This is a genomic window from Spirosoma sp. KCTC 42546, from assembly GCF_006965485.1.
Taxonomy (GTDB): Bacteria; Bacteroidota; Bacteroidia; order Cytophagales; family Spirosomataceae; genus Spirosoma.
In genome coordinates this window covers 840,858-860,441 of sequence record NZ_CP041360.1, presented here as the reverse complement: position 1 = coordinate 860,441, position 19,584 = coordinate 840,858, and the positions used below count along the sequence as shown (strand labels likewise).

The window sequence follows — 19,584 nt, the reverse complement described above, 5'->3', positions numbered from 1 at the left end:
TTAACTACTCATTTTTTTAAATATTAATTGCACTTCGTACCTTGAGTTAGGAGCTTTTATTTTTGCGAGTGCTAAAAAATGGTTAGGCGTTAAATTGTAGGTAAAGACAAGAACTTTATTGGGATCTGTCCCATCATTAAGCTGATATCGATTGATACCATCAATTGTAGTCAACTTCTCAGCTATGTCGGAGAAAACATCATCTTGTTCATCAGAATCTAGCGTTTGAAATAAGGTGACCGCCAGCATAGGTGGATAACGGTCTGAAGCACTACTAATAATTTTCGTTTCTACAATGTTTTCATAGGGTGTGAAACCATACTGAATCACTTTATCGGTATCTACTTCATAACCATAGCGAAGGCTGGGACCAGCAATTAGATCCTTGTAGTTATTACGAACAGCTTTGGCGTATGCTGGCAGAATTCTCAGTAAATCATCTCGTATTGGCCTTGTCGACTTTACACCAAAAGCATGAGTGCTGGTGGGGCTTTGATCATTAGGTTGCTCATCTACGTATTCAAACCGCATCAGCGATGTTGGCATAGGAGGTACCGTTAATATCATTACATAGTCTTCGGCATTGGGTATTCCTATTTGAGAAGTGGGTAAACTAGCCTCAAGTGTTCGTTTCTCTCCTGGTTTAAGCGTAAAACGATATGATTTGATGCTAATAAGTAAGGATTCCTTTGTATTACGTATATCTTCTTTAGGAAACCAATCACATTGAATAGCGAAGTCGCTTCTGATTGAACGTTCTCCATTATTTTGAACGGTGACCGAGTAAGTAACAGTTGGATTATTGGGATTTCGACTCCACTGTTCGTTATTAATTACAAAACTTATATCCTTACTAGCGGCTGTGTTATAATGAGTAATTCGGCTTGCCTGCCAGAAACTCCAGTCTAACACATCTGTTTGTTGAGGATTGAATGATGTTTTATAAGAAACTACGTCTATCATGTTCCTATAGTCTTGGATGAGTTGAGAACTGCCAGGTTCAGAGGATCGAGAAAGTCGTGCTATTTCACGTTTTGCAAAATCTAACCCACCAACTGACATACCAAACCGGAAAGCAATTCGCCGTGCTTGTCGACTAGGGTGTACATCGCTGCCTCTATTTGATGTAGATTCGTAACTTCCTAGATCAAAGGCTAATTGAAGGATGTCTTTAACGTTCGCCGGGGTTCTATCTGTTGCTGTAAGTGGCAAAGGGTTTTCAAGTCGTTTGGCTTTAGCGGTACCAAATGTTTCTGTAAAATATTTGCCAGCGAGAATATCTGCCTGGCATTCAATTATTCTCTTTTGTTCAAAACCCCAGTTAAGTATTTGAAACCCGTAACGATTATCGCGGTATTGTATCCAGTGAGCTTTTTCATGAGCTAAAACAGCCTGAACCAAATCGCGCATAGAGTGCATCTCCGATTGACTCAGAAAGCTTTGTAAACGCCTTTTATTGATTAAAATGCCATACTGTGGATTTGCCTCGATAGGTCCATCTGTTATGCGTACAGGGGTGGAAAAGCCAGTTGTACGGTCTAGTCGAGCTGCTTCCTCAGCGATCATCTGTTCGAGCGCATCAGAAGTGCCTAGTTCCCGAACATTACCTAATGCGCCAGAATTACTAGTCTGCTGGCCAAACGCTGAATAGCCATTACTAAGCAGATAAAAAAGTACGATAATGCGGGATGTACGAAGTTGGTGTACAAATAAAAACTGTCTCATGGAGGTAGTGTTGGAAGGGTTTCTGTTGGGCTACTATCTTCAGTGGGCTCTTTTTTTAGATGGCAGTCGATAGCTTGTAGGAGTGTGATAATGCCTATAGTAAATGAAAATTGACAAAATCCGTATAAAAGCAGAAGTATAATCGTGTTAGACCTTATTTCTTGCATAGGCCAAAGTAAACGGGCATCCCCTGCTGCATCTTCGAGTAATACTTCAATGGATTCAGCTTCTCCCTGGTCCATTTTTTTCTGCGCCAGAGGTGTCAATGTATTACCATTGATTTTATAATTATTGCTACGCTTAGGATACTCTATAGAATGATTTACCTTGAAACTTTGATATCCTAAAAAGGCAATTATGCCAACAATGACGAACGCCAATGCTATCTTCCACCAAAACCAAGAATAACGGGATGCTGACCGAACTTGGATTGGTAAGAAGACAAATCCAATTAATAGAGTAGTCAGAAATTGAATAAACGGATTGTAAGTACCTTGATCGCTACCCATATAGTCTAAGGGGGGGGGGGAGCAAAAAGCTGCTAAATGCTGAACCAATCCAGATAGTTGCCTGTGTTAGTATAACCCAATATGATTGTAGCTTTTCGAAAAAGGCTTTCATGCTAATATCCAGTTAGTTAAGGAGTAGCACAATAGTTATTGCATCACTACCGTCTACGTCGGGGATACGCATTCTTGTTCGCTTTTGTGGGTATTGCTTACTAGAACTGGGTAATTCTGCCCATATATCGTAGTTGCCAGGTGTAATGGACTTCTCTGCTGAAAGGGTGGGGTTGGTAAAATTGAACAATGGGGTTTTCTCGTCTTTCAAAAACCAAAGTTTGTATTTGATAATATATCCAGGCACATCCACTTCCTTACCATCCACTATTCTACGTGTTACAATTTTTACTTTAACGGGCCGGGTAAACTTGTCGTCTAGTTTCATACTATTGTCTCGCTGTAACTTCACTTCCATGTCCTCTTAGATGTCATCCAGTAATTGTAAAGCAGAAGCTTGAGGGATCGTTTGCAGAGAAGCAATCACCTTATCATAACCTTTAAAGGCAGCGATATATTCAATGCTAGGCCTCACATTAGATAACCCTTCACTAATTTGAGAAAATGTATTACTAACCTTTTCTAGTTTATTGCTTATACTTTTATTCCCTTGCTTTTCAAAATACTCCTGACTTAGGAGTAGCTTCGTGCTAATCGAATAGCTGATTTCAGCGACCGATGATGAATCTGTTCCGGCTGTTTGAGCATGGCAAACTTGCCGGGCAATTGCAACTGTTAGAAAGAGGATTGATAATAGTCTCACAGCGTGATAACAGGTAATTGATATTAGTGTATTAAATATCAGCGCGTAAGGTACTAACCCACGTAATGTAATATTACGGGAAATATCCCGTTTTTTTTGTGGCTAGTACATGTTATACGTATCAAAGCAGTGAGGGCCTACAAATACTGGCTCTTACGCAGTTTGTATGGCTGCTCTGCTTGAATGATCTGATTTTCAGCTTCTAGTGTTCTGACTAAATGAGCACTCAGCTTCCATTTCCAGTTTATTTGCCAAACTGCCAAATTATAAACTGTCAGTCCCTTGAAAAGGGCTATGTCTTAACAGCCTACTCAATCAATAACCGGGCTTACTGCCTTCTCTGTCAACAAGTTTCAAACCGATCGAATGGATTCTATTACCGTAAGCCTACCGATTTACCTATTAGTGACAGATCTGTCCAACTGAAACTTCGGCTGCGACGATTTCTGTGTCTGAATCCGGCTTGTCCTAGGCGTACGTTTAGCCAGCCTTGTCCCGATTGGTTGCCTGCTTATGCGCGTCATACCAGCCGATTAACACAGGCCCAACGGAATGTGGCCATGATGCTAGACGGGAAAGCCGGTAGCCGCTTACTGGCTCACTTACATATGCCCACCAGTCATGATACTTTATTACGGCTTATTCGAAAATGGCAGCCGACGGCCTCGCCCATACCCCATGCTTTAGGAGTTGACGATTGGGCCATACGCAAAGCGAAGACATACGGCACAATCCTTGTCGATCTTGAGCGCCATCAACCTAGCGATTTACTCGAAGGCCGTACTGCCGAAGGGTTACGGACTGGCTACAAATGCATCCTGACGTAGAAGTTATTACAAGAGATCGCTCTGGAGAGTATGCTCGGGGTGCACGAGAAGGCGCTCCGCAGGCCCAGCAAGTAGCTGATCGATGGCATTTATTACAAAATCTTGAGCAAGTAGTAGAACGAATACTGACCGGTAGCTATCAACGGCTTCGTAATCTACCCACTTCTGGAAGGAACTTATCAGTAAAACAATCTACTGAGCGACTGATTTACCTTTTGCGAGATTATTCGCAAAATGAACTAGCAACTCGTTATAATAGTCGAGAAAGGCAGCTGGCTTGTTACCACAAGGTACAGCACTTGTATCAGGCGGGCTGGTTCATTCGGCAAATCAGTCGAGAAGTTAATTTGAATCGGACTACGGTGCGCCGGTATGTCTTCGCCGAATCGTTTCCTGAGCGGATTCAGCGTCCCACAGGTCGTAGCATGTTAACACCTTACTTGTCTTACCTGGAACAGCGTTACCAAGAGGGGTGTCATAATGCTCAACAGTTATGGCGGGAGATTTGTCAACAAGGCTACTCAGGTTCAGATAGTCAACCCACTAAGTGGCTCAGTCGACGCCTGACCGAAGATGCACCCTTGGCTGAAAATCAGGTAGTAACAGACTACTCTTTATCTAATCAATAGCTTGTGACTGCACCCAGGCCGACAGCTGAACTTCCTTCCACTCAACAGCTTGCTTGGCTGATGGTGCGCCCTGGCTCCCTTTTAGAAGAGATTGATCACCAACTTCTGATTCATGTCTATCAAGGTCCTACTATTAACCAAGTTTATGAATTAGCTAAGGAGTTTGCCGTTATGGTTCGTAGGCATCAAGTGAAGGCATTAGACGATTGGTTGGTTCGTTATCAGAACTCTTCGGCTGCGTTGTTGCGACAGTTTGGGTTGCTACTTCAACAGGACTATGCTGCTGTACGAGCGGCCTTGGCAATGGAATGGAGCAATGACCAAACCGAGGGACAAGTGACCCGCATCAAGCTTATTAAGCGGCAAATGTATAGGCGGGCCAAGCTGGACTTATTACGACAACGAGCTCTTTATCGGTCCTGAACCACACAAAGTGCGTAAGAGCCAGTTTACTGGGAGGAAGTCATCTCCAGCACTAATAGACTCCAGATTCATCAAACAAAGCAAATACACTTGGTCAATAAAACTGATGTAACGCTTCAATATAAACTTACCCTCAACTATGAATTCATAGCCGAAATTATACGGCTGGGTAGTAGCACACAATTACTTTCTCCAGAGTCATTACTAAATCATGTGGCCAAACAGATAGCCATTTTGAATGAAAAGTATCAAGATCAATTAGAAAACAATAGGTTGGTAATATTCTTTATAGCAACGAATCCATAGCCCTATCAACATCGCTATTTTCAAAACTATTCACATACACATTCGTAGTTGACTCAGCTCCATGTTGAAAAGCTTGCCCAACGACTGATTTGCCAGCCCCAGCTCGAATAAGAGCCATGGCAAATGAATGACGGGCTACATAAGTCGTCAATGGGATTCCCAACCCAATAGTCTTGCCAATAGTTTTTAAGTCTGTATTCGTTTGCCCCAATACCTTGTGAATACGGTTGTTGATTTTAACAACCGTAGTATGTATTTGATCATTGAGGATAGGGAAAATATAGCTATCTGCTCCACTATACGTTTCTGCTCTGTAACACTCAATTATAGCTATTGCTGGTTCTAAAAGCTTCAGAGAAAATTTCCCTCCGGTTTTTTGTCGAACGTAATTAATGCGTTGGTTTTCAGTATCATCAATCTGAATATCTCGCCAGCGGAGCTTCGCTAAGTCAACAAAATTTATCCCAGCTAAGTAAAACGAGAATAGGAAAATATCTTTAGCCCGTTGGAGCCGTTCAATCTCAGCAGCATTTTTCAGCTGAGCGTATGGACCAGTAGCGCTTCCAACTGGTTGATAAGCTTCAATTTTACGTATATGGTCTCGACTAATAGCCCGTTTCTGCGTTGACGTATCAAACTTGCCTACACTAAACTTATGTTTTTCTGCCACATTACGCGCAAAAGGATAATTATCCGCCTTTGCATAGCCATTGGCTATAGCCCGGTTTAATACAGCACGCAGTGTCCTAAAGCGATTACTTAATGTATTTTCTGTCGACCCTGTAATGCGTAAGGTGTTTTCCCATTCATAACAGAATTTCACTGTAATCTTATCGAAGGACACATCAGAGGCATCATATTCGTCTACAATGAATTTATATAACTGATTGCGTAGATCCCGATAAACGATGCCGTTTCCAGTTTGGTTAGCTTTTACCATACCCTCAACGATCGAATCAATATAAGCTAACAAGGTTACCTTACGTGTTTGTTTGCGACTTTCCACAGCTTTCGCAGCTATCGATTTAACATCGTATTGCTCATCCGTATCAGCCACTATTTCAACAACCTTCTCATATTTATCCTGCCACTCTGCTAGCTTTTTTAGCAGCTTCGATCGATCTGGTTCAGGATAACTACGACGTATCTCCTTTTTCTGCTCGTTCCAATATTTGGGCTGCAAACTCAGTCCGGTTGAAATCCAACGATTCTTTCTGTTCTTAGTAATACGGACCACAAATGGATGAGATCCATCAGCGAGTGTTTTATGTGTATAATAAACTACTTTGACAGTAGCTTTCCCTTCTTTATGGTCTGTTGTTCGAGTGCCTGCCATTTTTGTTTCAACCAACGAGTTAGTTGAAACGTTGGTTGAAACAAATCTACCATAACAACCAGAAATAACCAATACTAACCAGAAAAAAAGAGTCTTAAAATTCTGATATATAGGCTTTAAAGTGTAAAGCCAGAACTATTCGAAATATAATTACCTCTGCCTTACAAGCAGAGGGTCGGCGGTTCGAACCCGTCAACTCCCACACAAATCACAAAAACCCCTCAGAAATGATTTCTGAGGGGTTTTTGCTTTTTTATTGTTGGTTATACTGTAAGTTAATTTTAATTCAATTAAAAGGATCAGTTCCAAAAGTTGTGGAGGGCATTGTATTTTTTTAGGTTTGTGAATTAATCAAATCTAGTTGTTTTGGAGAGTTTCTTGCCCATCGTTCAGTTTCTGTTGCCTGAGTTCATCCTACAAAATTTTGAATTGACCTCCATCGACCACCCTGAGGGAGTCTTTCATGTTCATATCGAAGAGAAAAATGCCGATGAGACGGACCCTCAACGGAAGAATCTGCTCTCCAAAGGCTTTTTCCCCACTATCACCGTCCAGGACTTTCCCATCCGGGGCCACCAGGTATTCCTGCATATCAAACGCCGTCGCTGGCTCAATACCCAAACCGGCAAAGTCGTCTATCGAGACTGGACTCAGGTAGCAGATGGAACGCGGATGACCGGTGAGTTTCCCGCTTTTTTAAAACAAATCAGTCGATACTAACCCGACTAATATCAACTCCATTGGCGGCTTTTATGGGGTTGGTGGCAAAATTCTATTACGCCAATACCGTGATTATCAGAGTGGATTTGCCAATTGGCAACAAAAGCAACATGCCAAAGACTGGTTGCTTTATCCCCAAAACCTGGGTACGCATTTGTCGCTAGATGAAACGAGTCTTTCACAAGGGGAACTCTATACGATTCTGACCAATAAAGCCGCTAGAGGAGGCAAGGGCAGTATCGTAGCCATTGTGGCGGGTACTAAAGCCGAGACGGTGATTGAGATATTGCGTAAGTTATCTGAAAACCAGCGCAAAAAGGTAAAGGAAATTACCCTGGATATGGCAGGCAATATGGCCCTAATCGCTAAAAAATGTTTCCCTAAGGCTATCCAAGTGACCGACCGTTTCCATGTGCAACAACTGGCTCTGGAGGCCGTCCAGACTATGCGAGTTGAGTACCGCTGGCAAGCCTTGGAGGCTGAAAATGAGGCTCTTGAGCAGGCTACGTTTAACCAGATCGACTATCAACCAGAGTTACTTACCAATGGGGATACAGTGAAACAATTGCTGGCTCGCAGCCGCTATGTGCTTTATAAAAAGGCGCCTGACTGGACAGAAAGCCAGCGAGAGCGGGCTGCTTTGCTGTTTGAGCGTTATCCAGAGTTGAAGGCTGCTTATGAGTTAAGTCAGGCCCTGAGTCACATCTTTGAGGCCACCACCGACAAACTCTACGGCTTAGGGCGGTTGGCCAAATGGCACGAAAAAGTACGCCAAGCGGGTTTCAAGGCCTTCAACACGGTGGCTCGTTCGATCCAGAACCACTATGAAACCATCCTGAACTACTTTGATAACCGCAGCACCAATGCCTCAGCGGAGTCCTTTAATGCCAAGATCAAGGCGTTTCGGGCTCAGTTTAGAGGGGTTAGCAATGTGGAGTTCTTCTTATATCGGCTCACTCAGTTATATGCTTAATCTAAGATGCTCCACAACTTTTGACCTTGATCCAATTAAAATCGCTGTAGGATATTCAATATTAGAGCTTAGATTTAAATAAAAATATAATAAATAAGAAATGGAAGCAACGCTTTTAAAGTCTGCCGCCCCAGCGATAATTAAAGAGGTATACCAAACTTCCAGTAGCTTTCTAGGAGGCATTAAAGATGAAGCAAAGCAATTGTTTAGTGATGCTCTATCAGAATATCTTTATAAATATGAAGTTGATTTTAGACTCATAAAGACTATTCTACATAGACATGAGCCTGTGCCTTTCTATGAAATTTATTTTCCTGCAAAACTCAAAAAAAGAGAACATAACAAATCGCATGAAGCTATAGTAGATACCCAATCTGTAAATCGCGTCTTTTGGAATACTCGATTTGTAACAGTAACAGGCGATGCTGGTAGCGGTAAAAGTACTTTAATAAAGCATTTATTTTTAAACTGCATAAAAGAGAAGTTTGGTATTCCAATACTAATTCAACTTAGAGACTTAAATGAATGTTCTAATGATTTACAACATTTCATTAAGGAGAAAATTATAAATTTAAAACTAGCTCAAAACAATGAAATTCTAAATAGGCTGTTAAATGCTGGAAATTTTGTATTTCTACTTGATGGGTATGACGAAGTGCAAGCTAAACATAAGAATAAAGTAATCACCTCAATAAACAGCTTTGTAGAAAAATATGACAAGAATAGATATTTAATCACTACAAGGCCATATAGTAATCTAGAAATGCTACCCAAATTTCATAATTATTATATGCAAGACTTATCTGAGGATGATATTGGAAAATTTATTGATTTGCAAAAGATTAAGCAAAATCTTGCAGATAAAATAAAACAATCTCTAGCAATAGCAAAAAATAATTATATAAACTCTTACTTAACTAATCCCTTATTACTAACATTATATATTGTAACTTATTCAACTAATTCAAGTGTTCCCGATAGCAAATCTATATTCTATAGACGAGTTTTTGAGGTATTATATAGAGAGCATGATTCAGCTAGTAAAATCGGCTTCGAAAGGGAATTTTCTTCAACTTTACATCAAGAGCAATTTGAAGAACTTCTTAAGGCTTTCTCCTTAATAACTTTTTTTGATAGCCAATATTCATTTGACAGAGGTTATGCAAAGCAAAAATTAGGTATTGCCAAAAAGATCGCCATAGATAAAAATAAAAATTTCCCAAATTTTGATCTGAATAAGGTAGTTGATGATTTAAAAACTGCCATAGGAATATGGGTCGAGGATAGTGGTATACTTTCGTTCGCTCATAGATCAATGCAAGAATATTTTGCAGCATCTTGCATTGAAAGTACAAGTTCCAACAAAGAGGCCATTTATGCTAAAATACGTGTTAGGTTAGAGTACAAGAAAAATAGCACAGCTCATACATACGGATCGGATATTCAAAATTTCATGTCTTTATGCAAAGAGTTAGACAAATATAATTATGTAAAATATATAGAAATCCCTATAATCAAAGATTTAATATCTAAATTAAAAAGAAGAGGTGTAAATGCACAACTAAAAGCGGTGTTAAATATTTTTACTTCTGGCTTAGTTGTAAGTAACAGTAAAGAGATAATAGATAATGACGAGTGGGAAGTTATTGGCTATGTACATCCACCCTTCAAATATTATATGCTTATTGAAGAGTTTATAGGGAATTTATTCGCAATACTAAAGAGTGAAAAAGTAATTCCAACTCAAGAGTTTAGTAGTATTCGAAAAGTTGATACAATGCCTTTAATTTCCCATGTGTATGACAATAAAGATTCAAATTTAAGTTTTGACTGGATAAGTCAAAATGTAAAGCATGAGATAGATTCGGAAGTAAACAAAGTCGTAGGCATTTTAACTTCTCAACTAAAATCTTGTAAATCATATTTAAAAGATATTGAAGCTGTCGAATTAGACATAACTAACTTTATTTAAAACCGTGTTATTTAAGTACAAAAATATATGTGTGTATATTTTGTACTTAAATAATGTAAATGGGTTTGGCTATCACGACAGAATAGCTGCTCCAAAGCTTGCTCAAAATTTCCCAAAAGCCTAAACGCTATATATCTGACTAGTCCAGGAATAAAGTCATATATAAGCCAGTTGAAGCTCACTAGTCAAAAATGATCTTGAAACTAGTTTTACTGCTCAACCCTTGCTACTCAATTTAGATCGATGCTTTTTTAATCTTGACAAGAATATTGGTGTACATTGCCTAATACCAATAAACTGTAAACCATGAAAAGACTACTATTTTTCGCTCTGGCGCTGTTGCTGGCAGGCGCTTGTAAGCATGTTTCTGATACGGATACAAACCGCGTAGTTCTAACGGGAATCGACACGACCAAAAAACCCGGCGATGACTTTTTTATGTACGCCAACGGAATTTGGTACGATACTGCCCAGATACCACCTAGTCAAACAGGTGTGGGTTCATACTCCTTTATGAATTTCCCGCAGCGGATACGGCTACAGGCGATTCTGGACAGCATTTCGGGAAGCACTCATCCGGCGGGAAGCATCGAACAAAAGGTAGGCGATTTTTATGCGTCAGGAATGGACACAACCGCAATTAACAAACGCGGTTATGAACCCATCAAGCCCGTGCTCGCCCGAATCGATGCTGTGACCGATATAGCTTTACTGCTGAAGCTGGTGGCTGACGAACAAAAATCAGGTGATGGTTCCATCATTGGTTTTTCGGTAGGTCCCGATGACAAACACAGTACGGTCAATATTGCGCAGTTTTATCAGGCGGGTATTGGCTTGCCGGAACGAGATTATTATTTCAAGACCGATTCGTCGACACTCGCTATTCAAAAAGCCTACAAAACATACCTCACCCGCTTGTTTGAATTGACCGGCACCGATGCCGCTGCCGCCCAGAAAAACGCCACAGTGACCTATGATATTGAAAAACAGTTAGCCAACGCACATCGAACAAATATCGAACTCCGAAATGTAAAGGCGAACTACAACAAACTGGCGGTTGCTGCGCTGTCAAAGAAACATGCTAACCTACGCTGGACAACGTTGTTGAACGACTTGGGCGTAAAGGCCGATTCAGTTAACGTCGGCCAACCTGCTTATTATGACAAGCTGAATACACTCGTAAAATCGGTCCCCATCAACGATTGGAAAGTCTATTTAAAAGCCAATGCGCTGACCAACTATTCGAAATTCTTAAGCCAACCGTTTGTTGATGCGTCGTTTGCCTACACAAAAATTCTGACCGGACAAGCGGTTAAGAAAACACGTGCCGAAGAAATGACGCAAGCTGTCGATGGCTCGCTCGGACAGGCACTGGCCCAGTTGTATGTGAAAAAATATTTTCCGGAAGATGCCAAGAAGCGCATGGCCGTTCTGGTCGACAACCTGGAAAAAGCCTTTGAAGCCCGCATCAACAAGCTGGATTGGATGAGCGATTCCACCAAAGCAAAGGCTAAAGAAAAACTGTTCGCCTTCACGGAAAAAATCGGTTATCCGGATAGATGGCGAGATTACTCAAAAGTGGACGTGAAACGAGATGCTTATTTTGAAAACCGGTTGTCGGCGAATAAAAATGACTACCTCTACAGCCTGGCTAAAGTAGGAAAGCCGGTCGACAGAACGGAATGGTTCACGACGCCACCAACGGTAACAGCGTACAACAATCCTCCGCTCAATGAGATTGTTTTCCCGGCTGGCATCTTACAATCCCCTTATTTTAACTTATATGCCGATGATGCACTTAATTATGGGGGCATCGGTATGGTGATTGGTCACGAAATAACGCACTCGTTCGACGATCAGGGAGCCCAGTATGATAAAGTCGGCAATGTGACCAACTGGTGGAAAAAATCGGATTATGATAAATTTAAAGCGAAGACCCAACAGGTAATTGACCAGTACAACTCGTTTACCGTACTCGATTCGATGCATGTAAAAGGGGCCTTAACGGTGGGTGAAAACACCGCCGACATTGCTGGTGTCGCTATTGCTTATGATGCCTTTAAATTGACGGACCAAGGTAAAGACACGACAAAACTGGATGGCTTTACACCTGATCAGCGTTTTTTCATCTCAATAGCAAGAATATGGCGCGTAAAAACAAAGGATGAGTTTATGCGCATGTACGTAAACACCAATCCGCATTCACCGGCCAAGTGGCGCGTAAACGGACCGCTGATGAACTTCACGCCTTTTTACAAAGCATTTAATGTGCAACCGGGTGATAAACTATATAAACCAGAAACGGCAAGGATAACCGTTTGGTAAGGTTCAACCTAGGTTGCAGGGCAGCGTAAGGAGCAATTAAAACCGGACTACCAGACCTACCCCGACACCCACACTGTTCATGGCTACGTTAAAGCTCAAGGCTTGATTCGGTTGGGAAGTGGTCGAATTTACTATGCTGCCCTCATCCGTGTATTCCGTAACGACAACACCGTTAGTGGGTTTTCCCGCAATTACGTTGGAACTGACAACTTCAAGTCTTTTTGGCTTGAATGATTGATTGTACGCCACTACTTCGGCAAACCCCCGGATGGCCTGACTCAGCCGAAACTGAATCCCCAGGGCGGCCTGATACCCCAATGCCAGGGAGTTTTTTGTGTACGTTGCAGTGGTTTCAAATGAACTAGCAACTCCTCTGTTTGGCTGGTTAAGCGCGTTGTCGACCGTCTTATAATCGAGCACGAGCCCTCCCACCAGGCCAAGTCGGTTATAGATGTAATAGGCTGGCCGCGAGAGAGCTTTGAAGGTGATGTTGGGCGTAATGGATAAAACCTTCAGCGTTGTGCTCGACGAGTTTGTGTACGTAAAAGAACCATCGTTATAACTATTCGTAATTGTTACTGCTGTTCCAAACAGGATATCGGCATCAACGCCCACATTGATGAATTCGCTCGCGATCAGGCCAACTCCGATACCGGCGCGTGGACCAGCGCCCAATCCTTTATTCGTTGTTTTGAATGGAAAAGCAATACCAGTCGCACTTTGTGTCTCGCTGTAGTTGATCTGTACTCCCGGCGTTAATAAGCCATACGATCCATACAGCTTAACATAAAAGGGAGACTCGCTGGCTTTAGTCTTGCGTGGAGCAGTTTCTGGTGCAGCCGTTTTGTCCACCGGGTGTAGGGTATTTGATGCAAGGGTAGACTGGGCTTGCACCATTGCAGTGCACATGAGCAAGCCGATGAGGAGCATGACGAATCGATTCATGAGTAGAAGCGTTGACGGTTTATCTGAGATTTACAGTCTATTACGAGCTTTGAGATTATGTTGGCATGACTAATTGGTCTGCAACTAAAACCGGACTACCAGACCTGCCCCTATGCCCACACTATTGATTGCTACATTATAGCTTGGTTGTTCGTAGGGGTTGGATTTATTATAGTCGCCCTGATCTTTGAATTCGGTAGTGGAATTCTGTAGGGTCGCGACTCCACTCTTTGTACTGGTCGTGGTATTTTGAACCTCCCTGGGTTTGAACGATTGATTGTACGCCACCACTTCGGCAAACCCCCGGATAGATTGACTCAACCGAAACTGAATCCCCAGGGCGGCCTGATACCCCAACGCCAGGGAATTTTTTGTGTACGTAGTGTTGCCTACAGACGTAGTGACTGCTCCTTTAGTAGGCGTTTCAAGAACATTACTAGTCGTCTTGTAATCCAGTACGAGCCCTCCCACCAGACCGAGTCGATTGTAAATGTAATAGGCTGGCCGCGAGAGGGCCTTAAAGGTGATGTTGGGTATAATAGACAAGACCCTTAGTGTTGTATTGGTGGAAATGGCATAGAAGCTATAGGTACTGCCACTGCCAACGAAAACATTGTTGTCAACCTTCAGCGCTGTTCCAATCAGAACATCGGCATCAATTCCAACGTTAATGAAGTCACTGACGATGACTCCAACTCCGATACCAGCGCGCGGGCCAGCCCCCAGATGCGTATTGATTGGCTTGTAGGTGGTGGGTGAACTGATTTGGCTTTGTGACCCACTATAATTGATTTCTGTCCCTGGTGTCAGCAGGCTGTAAAACCCATAAGCCTTTATGTAAAAGGGGGCCTCGGTGGCCTTACTGGTGTAGGGAGCTTTCTCCGCTACTGTGGATTCGACGGAACGGTTGACCGTATTTAATCCAACAGTCGGTTGTGCCTGAGTTGCTGAAACTCGTATGAGCAGGCTAATGAGGATAAAAATAGATTGGTTCATGGGGTTGAGCAGCTTAAAAGAGCACAGTAAATTAAACCTCTGTCCAATACAAAGGCTCGTCCTTTGATTTAACGGTGATTGGAACTTAGGGAATGGCAACTAGGCTGCTTCCAATATCAATCCTATAAATCACGATGGTACTGTTTTGCTATAAAAAAACGCTGGCCTCAAGAGAAGCCAGCGTTAAAATCTACCGTATGTATTGCTGCTATATTGGCGCAATCGCACAGCTTAGAAGACAATCCCCAAAATAGGTCACTAAAAAACGACAGTCCCAAGTCAGAGCCCTGAACATTAATGACTAAAACAACTCACAAAGACAACATTATCCCTCCGTTATAATCCACTGATGACGCGGACATACACATTGTTGGACAGGTTGCTATCATAACTCTTGGTCGGGTCATCCGCTACGTTGACCGTGATGTTAGCCGCACTGCCAGGGTTAGCCGTTGTCCGGATGATGCTAAAACCTAAACTCGACTTGCCATTACCAGGGATAAAGGTTCCTGCGTTCATCGTCAGGGTTAACTGCCGATCCGCCACCAAAGGTGTTGCTGTCCACTGTGAATTATCCACCGCTACCGGGTTATATGCTCCGCCGGATACGTTGATATTGGTCAGACTGGAGGCAAAAGAGAGGCTATAACCAACAGGGACGGTAATGTTGACCCGGACATTGCCCGAAGAAGTGGGTAGGCCAGCTACCTCAAAGACATTCACCACGAAATTATCCACATTGCCTGCGGTTGCGAAGTTAGCCTGCGGTAAGTCCAGATTGATGGTTAAATCGGAGCTGACTACTGGGCCAGTCTGTTGGATAACGGGCTCATTACCGATGAATAGAGTATTACGATAATCGTGTAAGACCGTCTCGAGTTGATAACCTGGGCCCGTATCCCCAACCTGGCGTACTGATAGCCTATAGCGGCCCGGCGATATACTGGACGGATAACCACGTAAAGACGCATAATCACTGAAACCCGGATTGTTAGAGCTTGAACTAGCCGTGGGGGTAAGCGTAGACCAGGATGTGTCCGTGAACTCACCACTATCCAGCCGTTCTAACCGCCCCTCAACTGGTCCGCTTGAGCCGACTAACAGAAAAAAACCGCGCGACGACGACTCATAGCGATAACCTACCCGCTGGAGACTGCTAAACGGACTGCCTGTTGTAACAGGTTGCCAGCCCGCATCGGTCCCGATGGTAGAGGTTGTAGGGATGAACGGAATTGACTGACTAAAAAACAGATCTGTCAGACTCTGATTCCATAAATTGGCCACGCGCCAAAGACCATTTCCACCAAAATGGATGTCATCGACGCGGTTATCGGGACCAATCAGCCCATCAGTTGCTGGACCAGCGTATACATCTGATACCTCCCTACTTAAGCGGTTCTGGGCAGCAATTACCTGGCTATTTGTTTGGCCCGATATGTAACTAGCCCGTGATATCAGCCAGGCCAGGCGACTATGATTCAGTTGCTGACGACTTTTACTGATGATCGAGTTGAGGTTGTTGACGTACGCCTGTTCAGCCACCCCGCCGTCGCTTTCACCCTGATGCCACAAGATGGCCCTCATACCCAGTCGATTAATGTAGGATAAGAGCGTGGCACTGATGCGCTGATAGGGGAGAGTAGCTGGCGTTGCCGCAGCACTGATTGCCCACTCAGTACTATTACTGCCGCCCTGAGCGGCCCCCAGAAACAGAATCGGTACATTGAGCCGTTTGGTCAGACTATCGCCCAAAATACCCCAGAGGTAGGGCGAATTCGATGGGCCAATGCTGGCTCCTGCACTGACATGACTGAACATGAAGGGGAAGGCCTGGGTGTCAATCGAGTTATATTGAAATAAGTCGATGCAGGATACCCGGTCATCAATGGCCGGTGGGACATTTTTCTCGATACCGCCCTGGGCATTAGATTGGCCCGCAATGACAAATACCTCGCCTACACCGATACGATTGACAGCCGTATCGGCAATAATCGCAGTTGCTGCTTTGGCGCGTATCTCAACCCGATACCAGCCGCCCAGGGCGGCCAGTGTGCCTCTAAATGTGTGATCACCAGTGACGGTGGCTACGGTCGTCCAGTCGCTAGGAGTACCTTGCCCTACCACCATTGGTATCAGGCGCGCTTCGATAGTAGAGGATGAATTGGGAGCAGTACCGGCGATAATGAGTTGGGCACGATTGGCGCCATCGCGTTGAATGACTGAACGGGTCTTAGGAGAGTTAATGATAAACTGCGCCTGGAGCAGATAGGGCAGTGCACACAAAAAAAAAGCCCGATAAATTGTATGAATCATAATGTGTAAAGTAGAAGCGGTCTTATCATTGAGTCTTCGATTGATTTATCGTAGAAAAATGACTGAGTCTACAATAACCTGTAAACTCATCCGCTCCCGCAGCCCGGCAGTTTTTTACCGCACAGGCAGTCCTGCGAAACTGTTTAAAAAGTAAACTGTGGTTGTTGATTAGTAATACCTCAAAATAGCTCCTGGAGCTTACCCACCAGAACAACTATACTTCAAAGGTAATTACAAAAGTTGATCATATATTAATTTTTACAAATAATTATAAGCCGCATGGCAATGATATACCACAGCTATAGATTAGTGTTGATAAAATTTCCCTTTTCGGGTAGTTAAGGTCGCGAATATACACCAAATAATCATTTTTTATAACATAAAATATCCAAATCTGGCATTTTATGCTACAAAAAAGCCTGGACTAGGAAAGTGGGCTTTCGATGCTATCTACACTGGTAAACACACTGGGATGTCTGTGATTCCACAAATAACTAAGGATACATTTCTGGGTGCTTGCTACGAACAGGTTAGTTAGTTAACGCGAAATTATCTCCATTTATTCTGCTGAGTTCTACACGAAAAAAGCCCGGCGATATAAGCCAGGCTTAATATTTATAGTTTGCAAACGGCCCATTGGGCCAGAAAGCGGACAAAAGGTCACAGACAGAAAAGACGTTTTATAGCCTGCATTCTCCACACTTCCGACACAAATAAACTGCCAAGAACCCCAATTATATACCTACTTCCGGCTTATAATCTGCTTTAACAAGTGCTCCAGTTCGGTCTGCTTTTGCTCCAATGCTTGTAGTCTTTTCTGGTCCTGTTTGCGTGCCTTTTCTAGCTAGAAAAGCCGTGTTTGAGCAACAAAATTTGGATTAAATCTGGCAACAGGAGATCCAATGGCTACAGCTAAATTAAACTACCTGGTTTGGAAACTGATCCGTAAGCAGTAAGCGGGCTTGCTGATTTAATTGGGTTAGGTACTTTGCGTGAATGGCTAGCTTTTTAGTTAATCCGTTGTCGATGCCAGGAGTTAGGAGTACTAAGCCATCAATATCCTGAAAGAGCATTTGCAGCTCCGCCTGCATTCTCATCAGCAGAGCTACTAGTCTATCCTGTGAGCACCTGCTAATGAACTGGTTCTGATCAGATCTTGGTCTGCGTTTATTTTCTTGAAGACAGGCCATTACTTTGTAATAGTAGGCATGAAACAGAGCGAGCGACTCTGACCAGGATGCGACAACATTGCTGCTTTCCAACTGATTCGGGTGGAGTCGTTGACTCCTCAAAGATCTAGTATTCATTTATGGGTAATGAAGGGGGCCCTTAACAGGCAAGCCAGGGGTTCAGCGTTTTCGCAATGAAAAGCGTTTGGCCAATCACAATCTTTAGTACGGATACAAAGGCTTCTGAGCAAGGTTGCGTTGACAGAGCTATCAGACCCTACAACACATACTAATAGTCAATGTTTGTTCGTGTTTTGACTCTTCCTCAACGAGTATAAGATGTGATTTGGACCTAGTAGCCAGACTTTTAGTTTATTTACAGATTTATTAAAACTACTGATCATTAGACTGGCACTAGCCCGAAAGGTCACGGTTCAAATACGCCACGTTCACTCCTTAGCTATAATCCGTGGTGCTCCCATCGGGCTTCTATATTGGTAACAAAAGGGTAGAACGGCTCAATTATCCTGTTGGCTTCGAAGTACGTTTAAGTAGGCCAGGAATATAAGGTCACCAATTACGGAGCTTTTTTTAATCGATCGGGTCGGCAGGTCATATTTTCATAACCTATATAAACAATATATCCCATCAACAAAACCGTTTAATCTATCCGCAGCTTGCTGAGTAAATCTACTCAGCACACTAAATACCCTAAAAAAAGGCAACCCTACATTTATATACCGTCTAGTAGATTAATTGTGTCTTAATTACTCGATTTACATCTAAAGTATATTACAAATACCTCTTTAGTTAACCATATATGATATTTTTAAATTTTAACATTTCATTTATTCATGTACGCTTCCTTATCCGACGAAGAAACTATTCGTCAGTTATTGCCTAGTCAACCCAATCAATGCTTCGAAGCCCTCTATTCCCGATATGTAAAAAAGGTCTATCAGCGGTGCCTATCAATGACTAAAGATGCTGAGCAGGCGGAGGATTTTACACAGGATATTTTCCTGAAAGTATTCAACAAACTGGATGCCTTTCAAGAACGGTCTAGTTTTTCGACCTGGCTCTATTCAATTTCGTATAATTACTGTGCTGATCAACTCCGTATGGCCAAGCGATTGCCGACCACTACCTGGGAAGAAGCCGGCATTGACCACAATACTGCTGATGAGGAGGAAACTCAGTTGCATGAGGAAACCCTTCAAGTCGTCCAGCAGGCGATGACAACCTTATCGGTTGAAGAACGGACGTTCCTGCGCCTGAAGTACGAGGATGGTATGAGTATTGAAGAACTTGCTCAGTTGTATGATCTCAAGCCTAGTGCGGTCAAGATGCGGCTCAAGAGGAGCCGGGAAAAGGTAAAAAGTCTGTGTGTTCAACAGTGTTTAAGCTGAAGTGCCATCAGCCACATTCTTAACCTGCTCCATCAATACTACGTTAACAGTATAGCCACTATCGAGCTTGATTTTAACTCTACTCGTATAGTTAGCCTGAAGCAATTTGGGAGGGAATCAGTATAGCATAGAGACGGGCGGCTGACGAGGTAAAGCCAAGTGCTTCTTCTCAGGCAAGCAAAAAGCCCAGCAA

17 protein-coding genes are annotated in these 19,584 nt (G+C 42.9%); 8 read left to right on the top strand and 9 right to left on the bottom strand.

Annotated elements, in window-relative coordinates; all coding sequences use genetic code 11:
- The 4 genes from EXU85_RS03610 to EXU85_RS03595 form a co-directional block, all read right to left on the bottom strand.
- Positions 1-1,725, bottom strand: a complete 1,725-nt coding sequence (locus EXU85_RS03610) for a hypothetical protein (RefSeq protein ID WP_142770762.1) — start codon at positions 1,723-1,725, stop codon at positions 1-3.
- Entirely contained in the window at positions 1,722-2,234 is a 513-nt protein-coding gene (locus EXU85_RS03605; RefSeq protein ID WP_142770761.1) for a hypothetical protein, read from the bottom strand. Before EXU85_RS03605 ends, EXU85_RS03610 begins: the two co-directional genes overlap by 4 nt.
- A gap of 124 nt (positions 2,235-2,358) precedes the next feature.
- Entirely contained in the window at positions 2,359-2,673 is a 315-nt protein-coding gene (locus tag EXU85_RS03600; protein WP_142770760.1) for a hypothetical protein, read from the bottom strand.
- A 36-nt stretch (positions 2,674-2,709) separates the two neighbouring features.
- Positions 2,710-3,048, bottom strand: coding sequence for a hypothetical protein (locus EXU85_RS03595; RefSeq protein WP_142770759.1), 339 nt, complete (start codon positions 3,046-3,048; stop codon positions 2,710-2,712).
- 218 nt (positions 3,049-3,266) lie between these two features.
- Between EXU85_RS03595 and EXU85_RS03590 the strand changes: the two genes are divergently transcribed.
- Genes EXU85_RS03590 through EXU85_RS03580 form a run of 3 tightly spaced genes read left to right on the top strand, consistent with a single transcriptional unit; the run spans position 3,267 to position 4,927 of the window.
- Positions 3,267-3,875, top strand: coding sequence for a transposase family protein (locus EXU85_RS03590; protein ID WP_142770758.1), 609 nt, complete (start codon positions 3,267-3,269; stop codon positions 3,873-3,875).
- On the top strand, positions 3,860-4,504 hold the full coding sequence (locus tag EXU85_RS03585) for a transposase (RefSeq protein WP_142770757.1): 645 nt from the start codon (positions 3,860-3,862) through the stop codon (positions 4,502-4,504). The genes EXU85_RS03590 and EXU85_RS03585 overlap by 16 nt, the downstream gene beginning before the upstream one ends.
- 60 nt (positions 4,505-4,564) lie before the next feature.
- A complete protein-coding gene (locus EXU85_RS03580; protein ID WP_246859605.1) occupies positions 4,565-4,927 on the top strand; it encodes a transposase in 363 nt (120 codons plus the stop codon).
- A gap of 286 nt (positions 4,928-5,213) precedes the next feature.
- On the opposite strand, the gene EXU85_RS03575 is transcribed toward EXU85_RS03580, so the two are convergent.
- The gene (locus tag EXU85_RS03575; protein ID WP_142776600.1) at positions 5,214-6,569 is read right to left on the bottom strand and encodes a site-specific integrase; all 1,356 of its coding nucleotides are present in this window, start codon (positions 6,567-6,569) and stop codon (positions 5,214-5,216) included.
- A gap of 366 nt (positions 6,570-6,935) precedes the next feature.
- Between EXU85_RS03575 and EXU85_RS03570 the strand changes: the two genes are divergently transcribed.
- The 4 genes from EXU85_RS03570 (at position 6,936) to EXU85_RS03555 (ending at position 12,559) form a co-directional block, all read left to right on the top strand.
- A complete protein-coding gene (locus EXU85_RS03570) occupies positions 6,936-7,289 on the top strand; it encodes a transposase family protein (protein ID WP_142770755.1) in 354 nt (117 codons plus the stop codon).
- 19 nt (positions 7,290-7,308) lie between these two features.
- Complete coding sequence (locus EXU85_RS03565) at positions 7,309-8,262, top strand: transposase (protein ID WP_142770754.1); 954 nt, start codon at positions 7,309-7,311, stop codon at positions 8,260-8,262.
- Between the two features lie 100 nt (positions 8,263-8,362).
- A complete protein-coding gene (locus EXU85_RS03560) occupies positions 8,363-10,234 on the top strand; it encodes an NACHT domain-containing NTPase (RefSeq protein WP_142770753.1) in 1,872 nt (623 codons plus the stop codon).
- Between the two features lie 306 nt (positions 10,235-10,540).
- Entirely contained in the window at positions 10,541-12,559 is a 2,019-nt protein-coding gene (locus tag EXU85_RS03555) for a M13 family metallopeptidase (RefSeq protein ID WP_142770752.1), read from the top strand.
- A gap of 36 nt (positions 12,560-12,595) precedes the next feature.
- On the opposite strand, the gene EXU85_RS03550 is transcribed toward EXU85_RS03555, so the two are convergent.
- The 4 genes from EXU85_RS03550 to EXU85_RS03535 form a co-directional block, all read right to left on the bottom strand.
- A complete protein-coding gene (locus tag EXU85_RS03550) occupies positions 12,596-13,504 on the bottom strand; it encodes a hypothetical protein (protein ID WP_142770751.1) in 909 nt (302 codons plus the stop codon).
- 84 nt (positions 13,505-13,588) lie between these two features.
- A complete protein-coding gene (locus tag EXU85_RS03545) occupies positions 13,589-14,500 on the bottom strand; it encodes a hypothetical protein (protein ID WP_142770750.1) in 912 nt (303 codons plus the stop codon).
- A gap of 336 nt (positions 14,501-14,836) precedes the next feature.
- Positions 14,837-16,813, bottom strand: a complete 1,977-nt coding sequence (locus EXU85_RS03540; RefSeq protein WP_142770749.1) for a sialate O-acetylesterase — start codon at positions 16,811-16,813, stop codon at positions 14,837-14,839.
- 917 nt (positions 16,814-17,730) lie between these two features.
- Complete coding sequence (locus EXU85_RS03535) at positions 17,731-17,910, bottom strand: hypothetical protein (RefSeq protein WP_142770748.1); 180 nt, start codon at positions 17,908-17,910, stop codon at positions 17,731-17,733.
- Between the two features lie 926 nt (positions 17,911-18,836).
- Here EXU85_RS03535 and EXU85_RS03530 point away from each other — a divergent pair.
- Positions 18,837-19,391 (top strand): RNA polymerase sigma factor, encoded by a 555-nt coding sequence (locus EXU85_RS03530; RefSeq protein WP_142770747.1) that lies wholly within the window; start codon positions 18,837-18,839, stop codon positions 19,389-19,391.
- Positions 19,392-19,584: the final 193 nt, after the last annotated feature.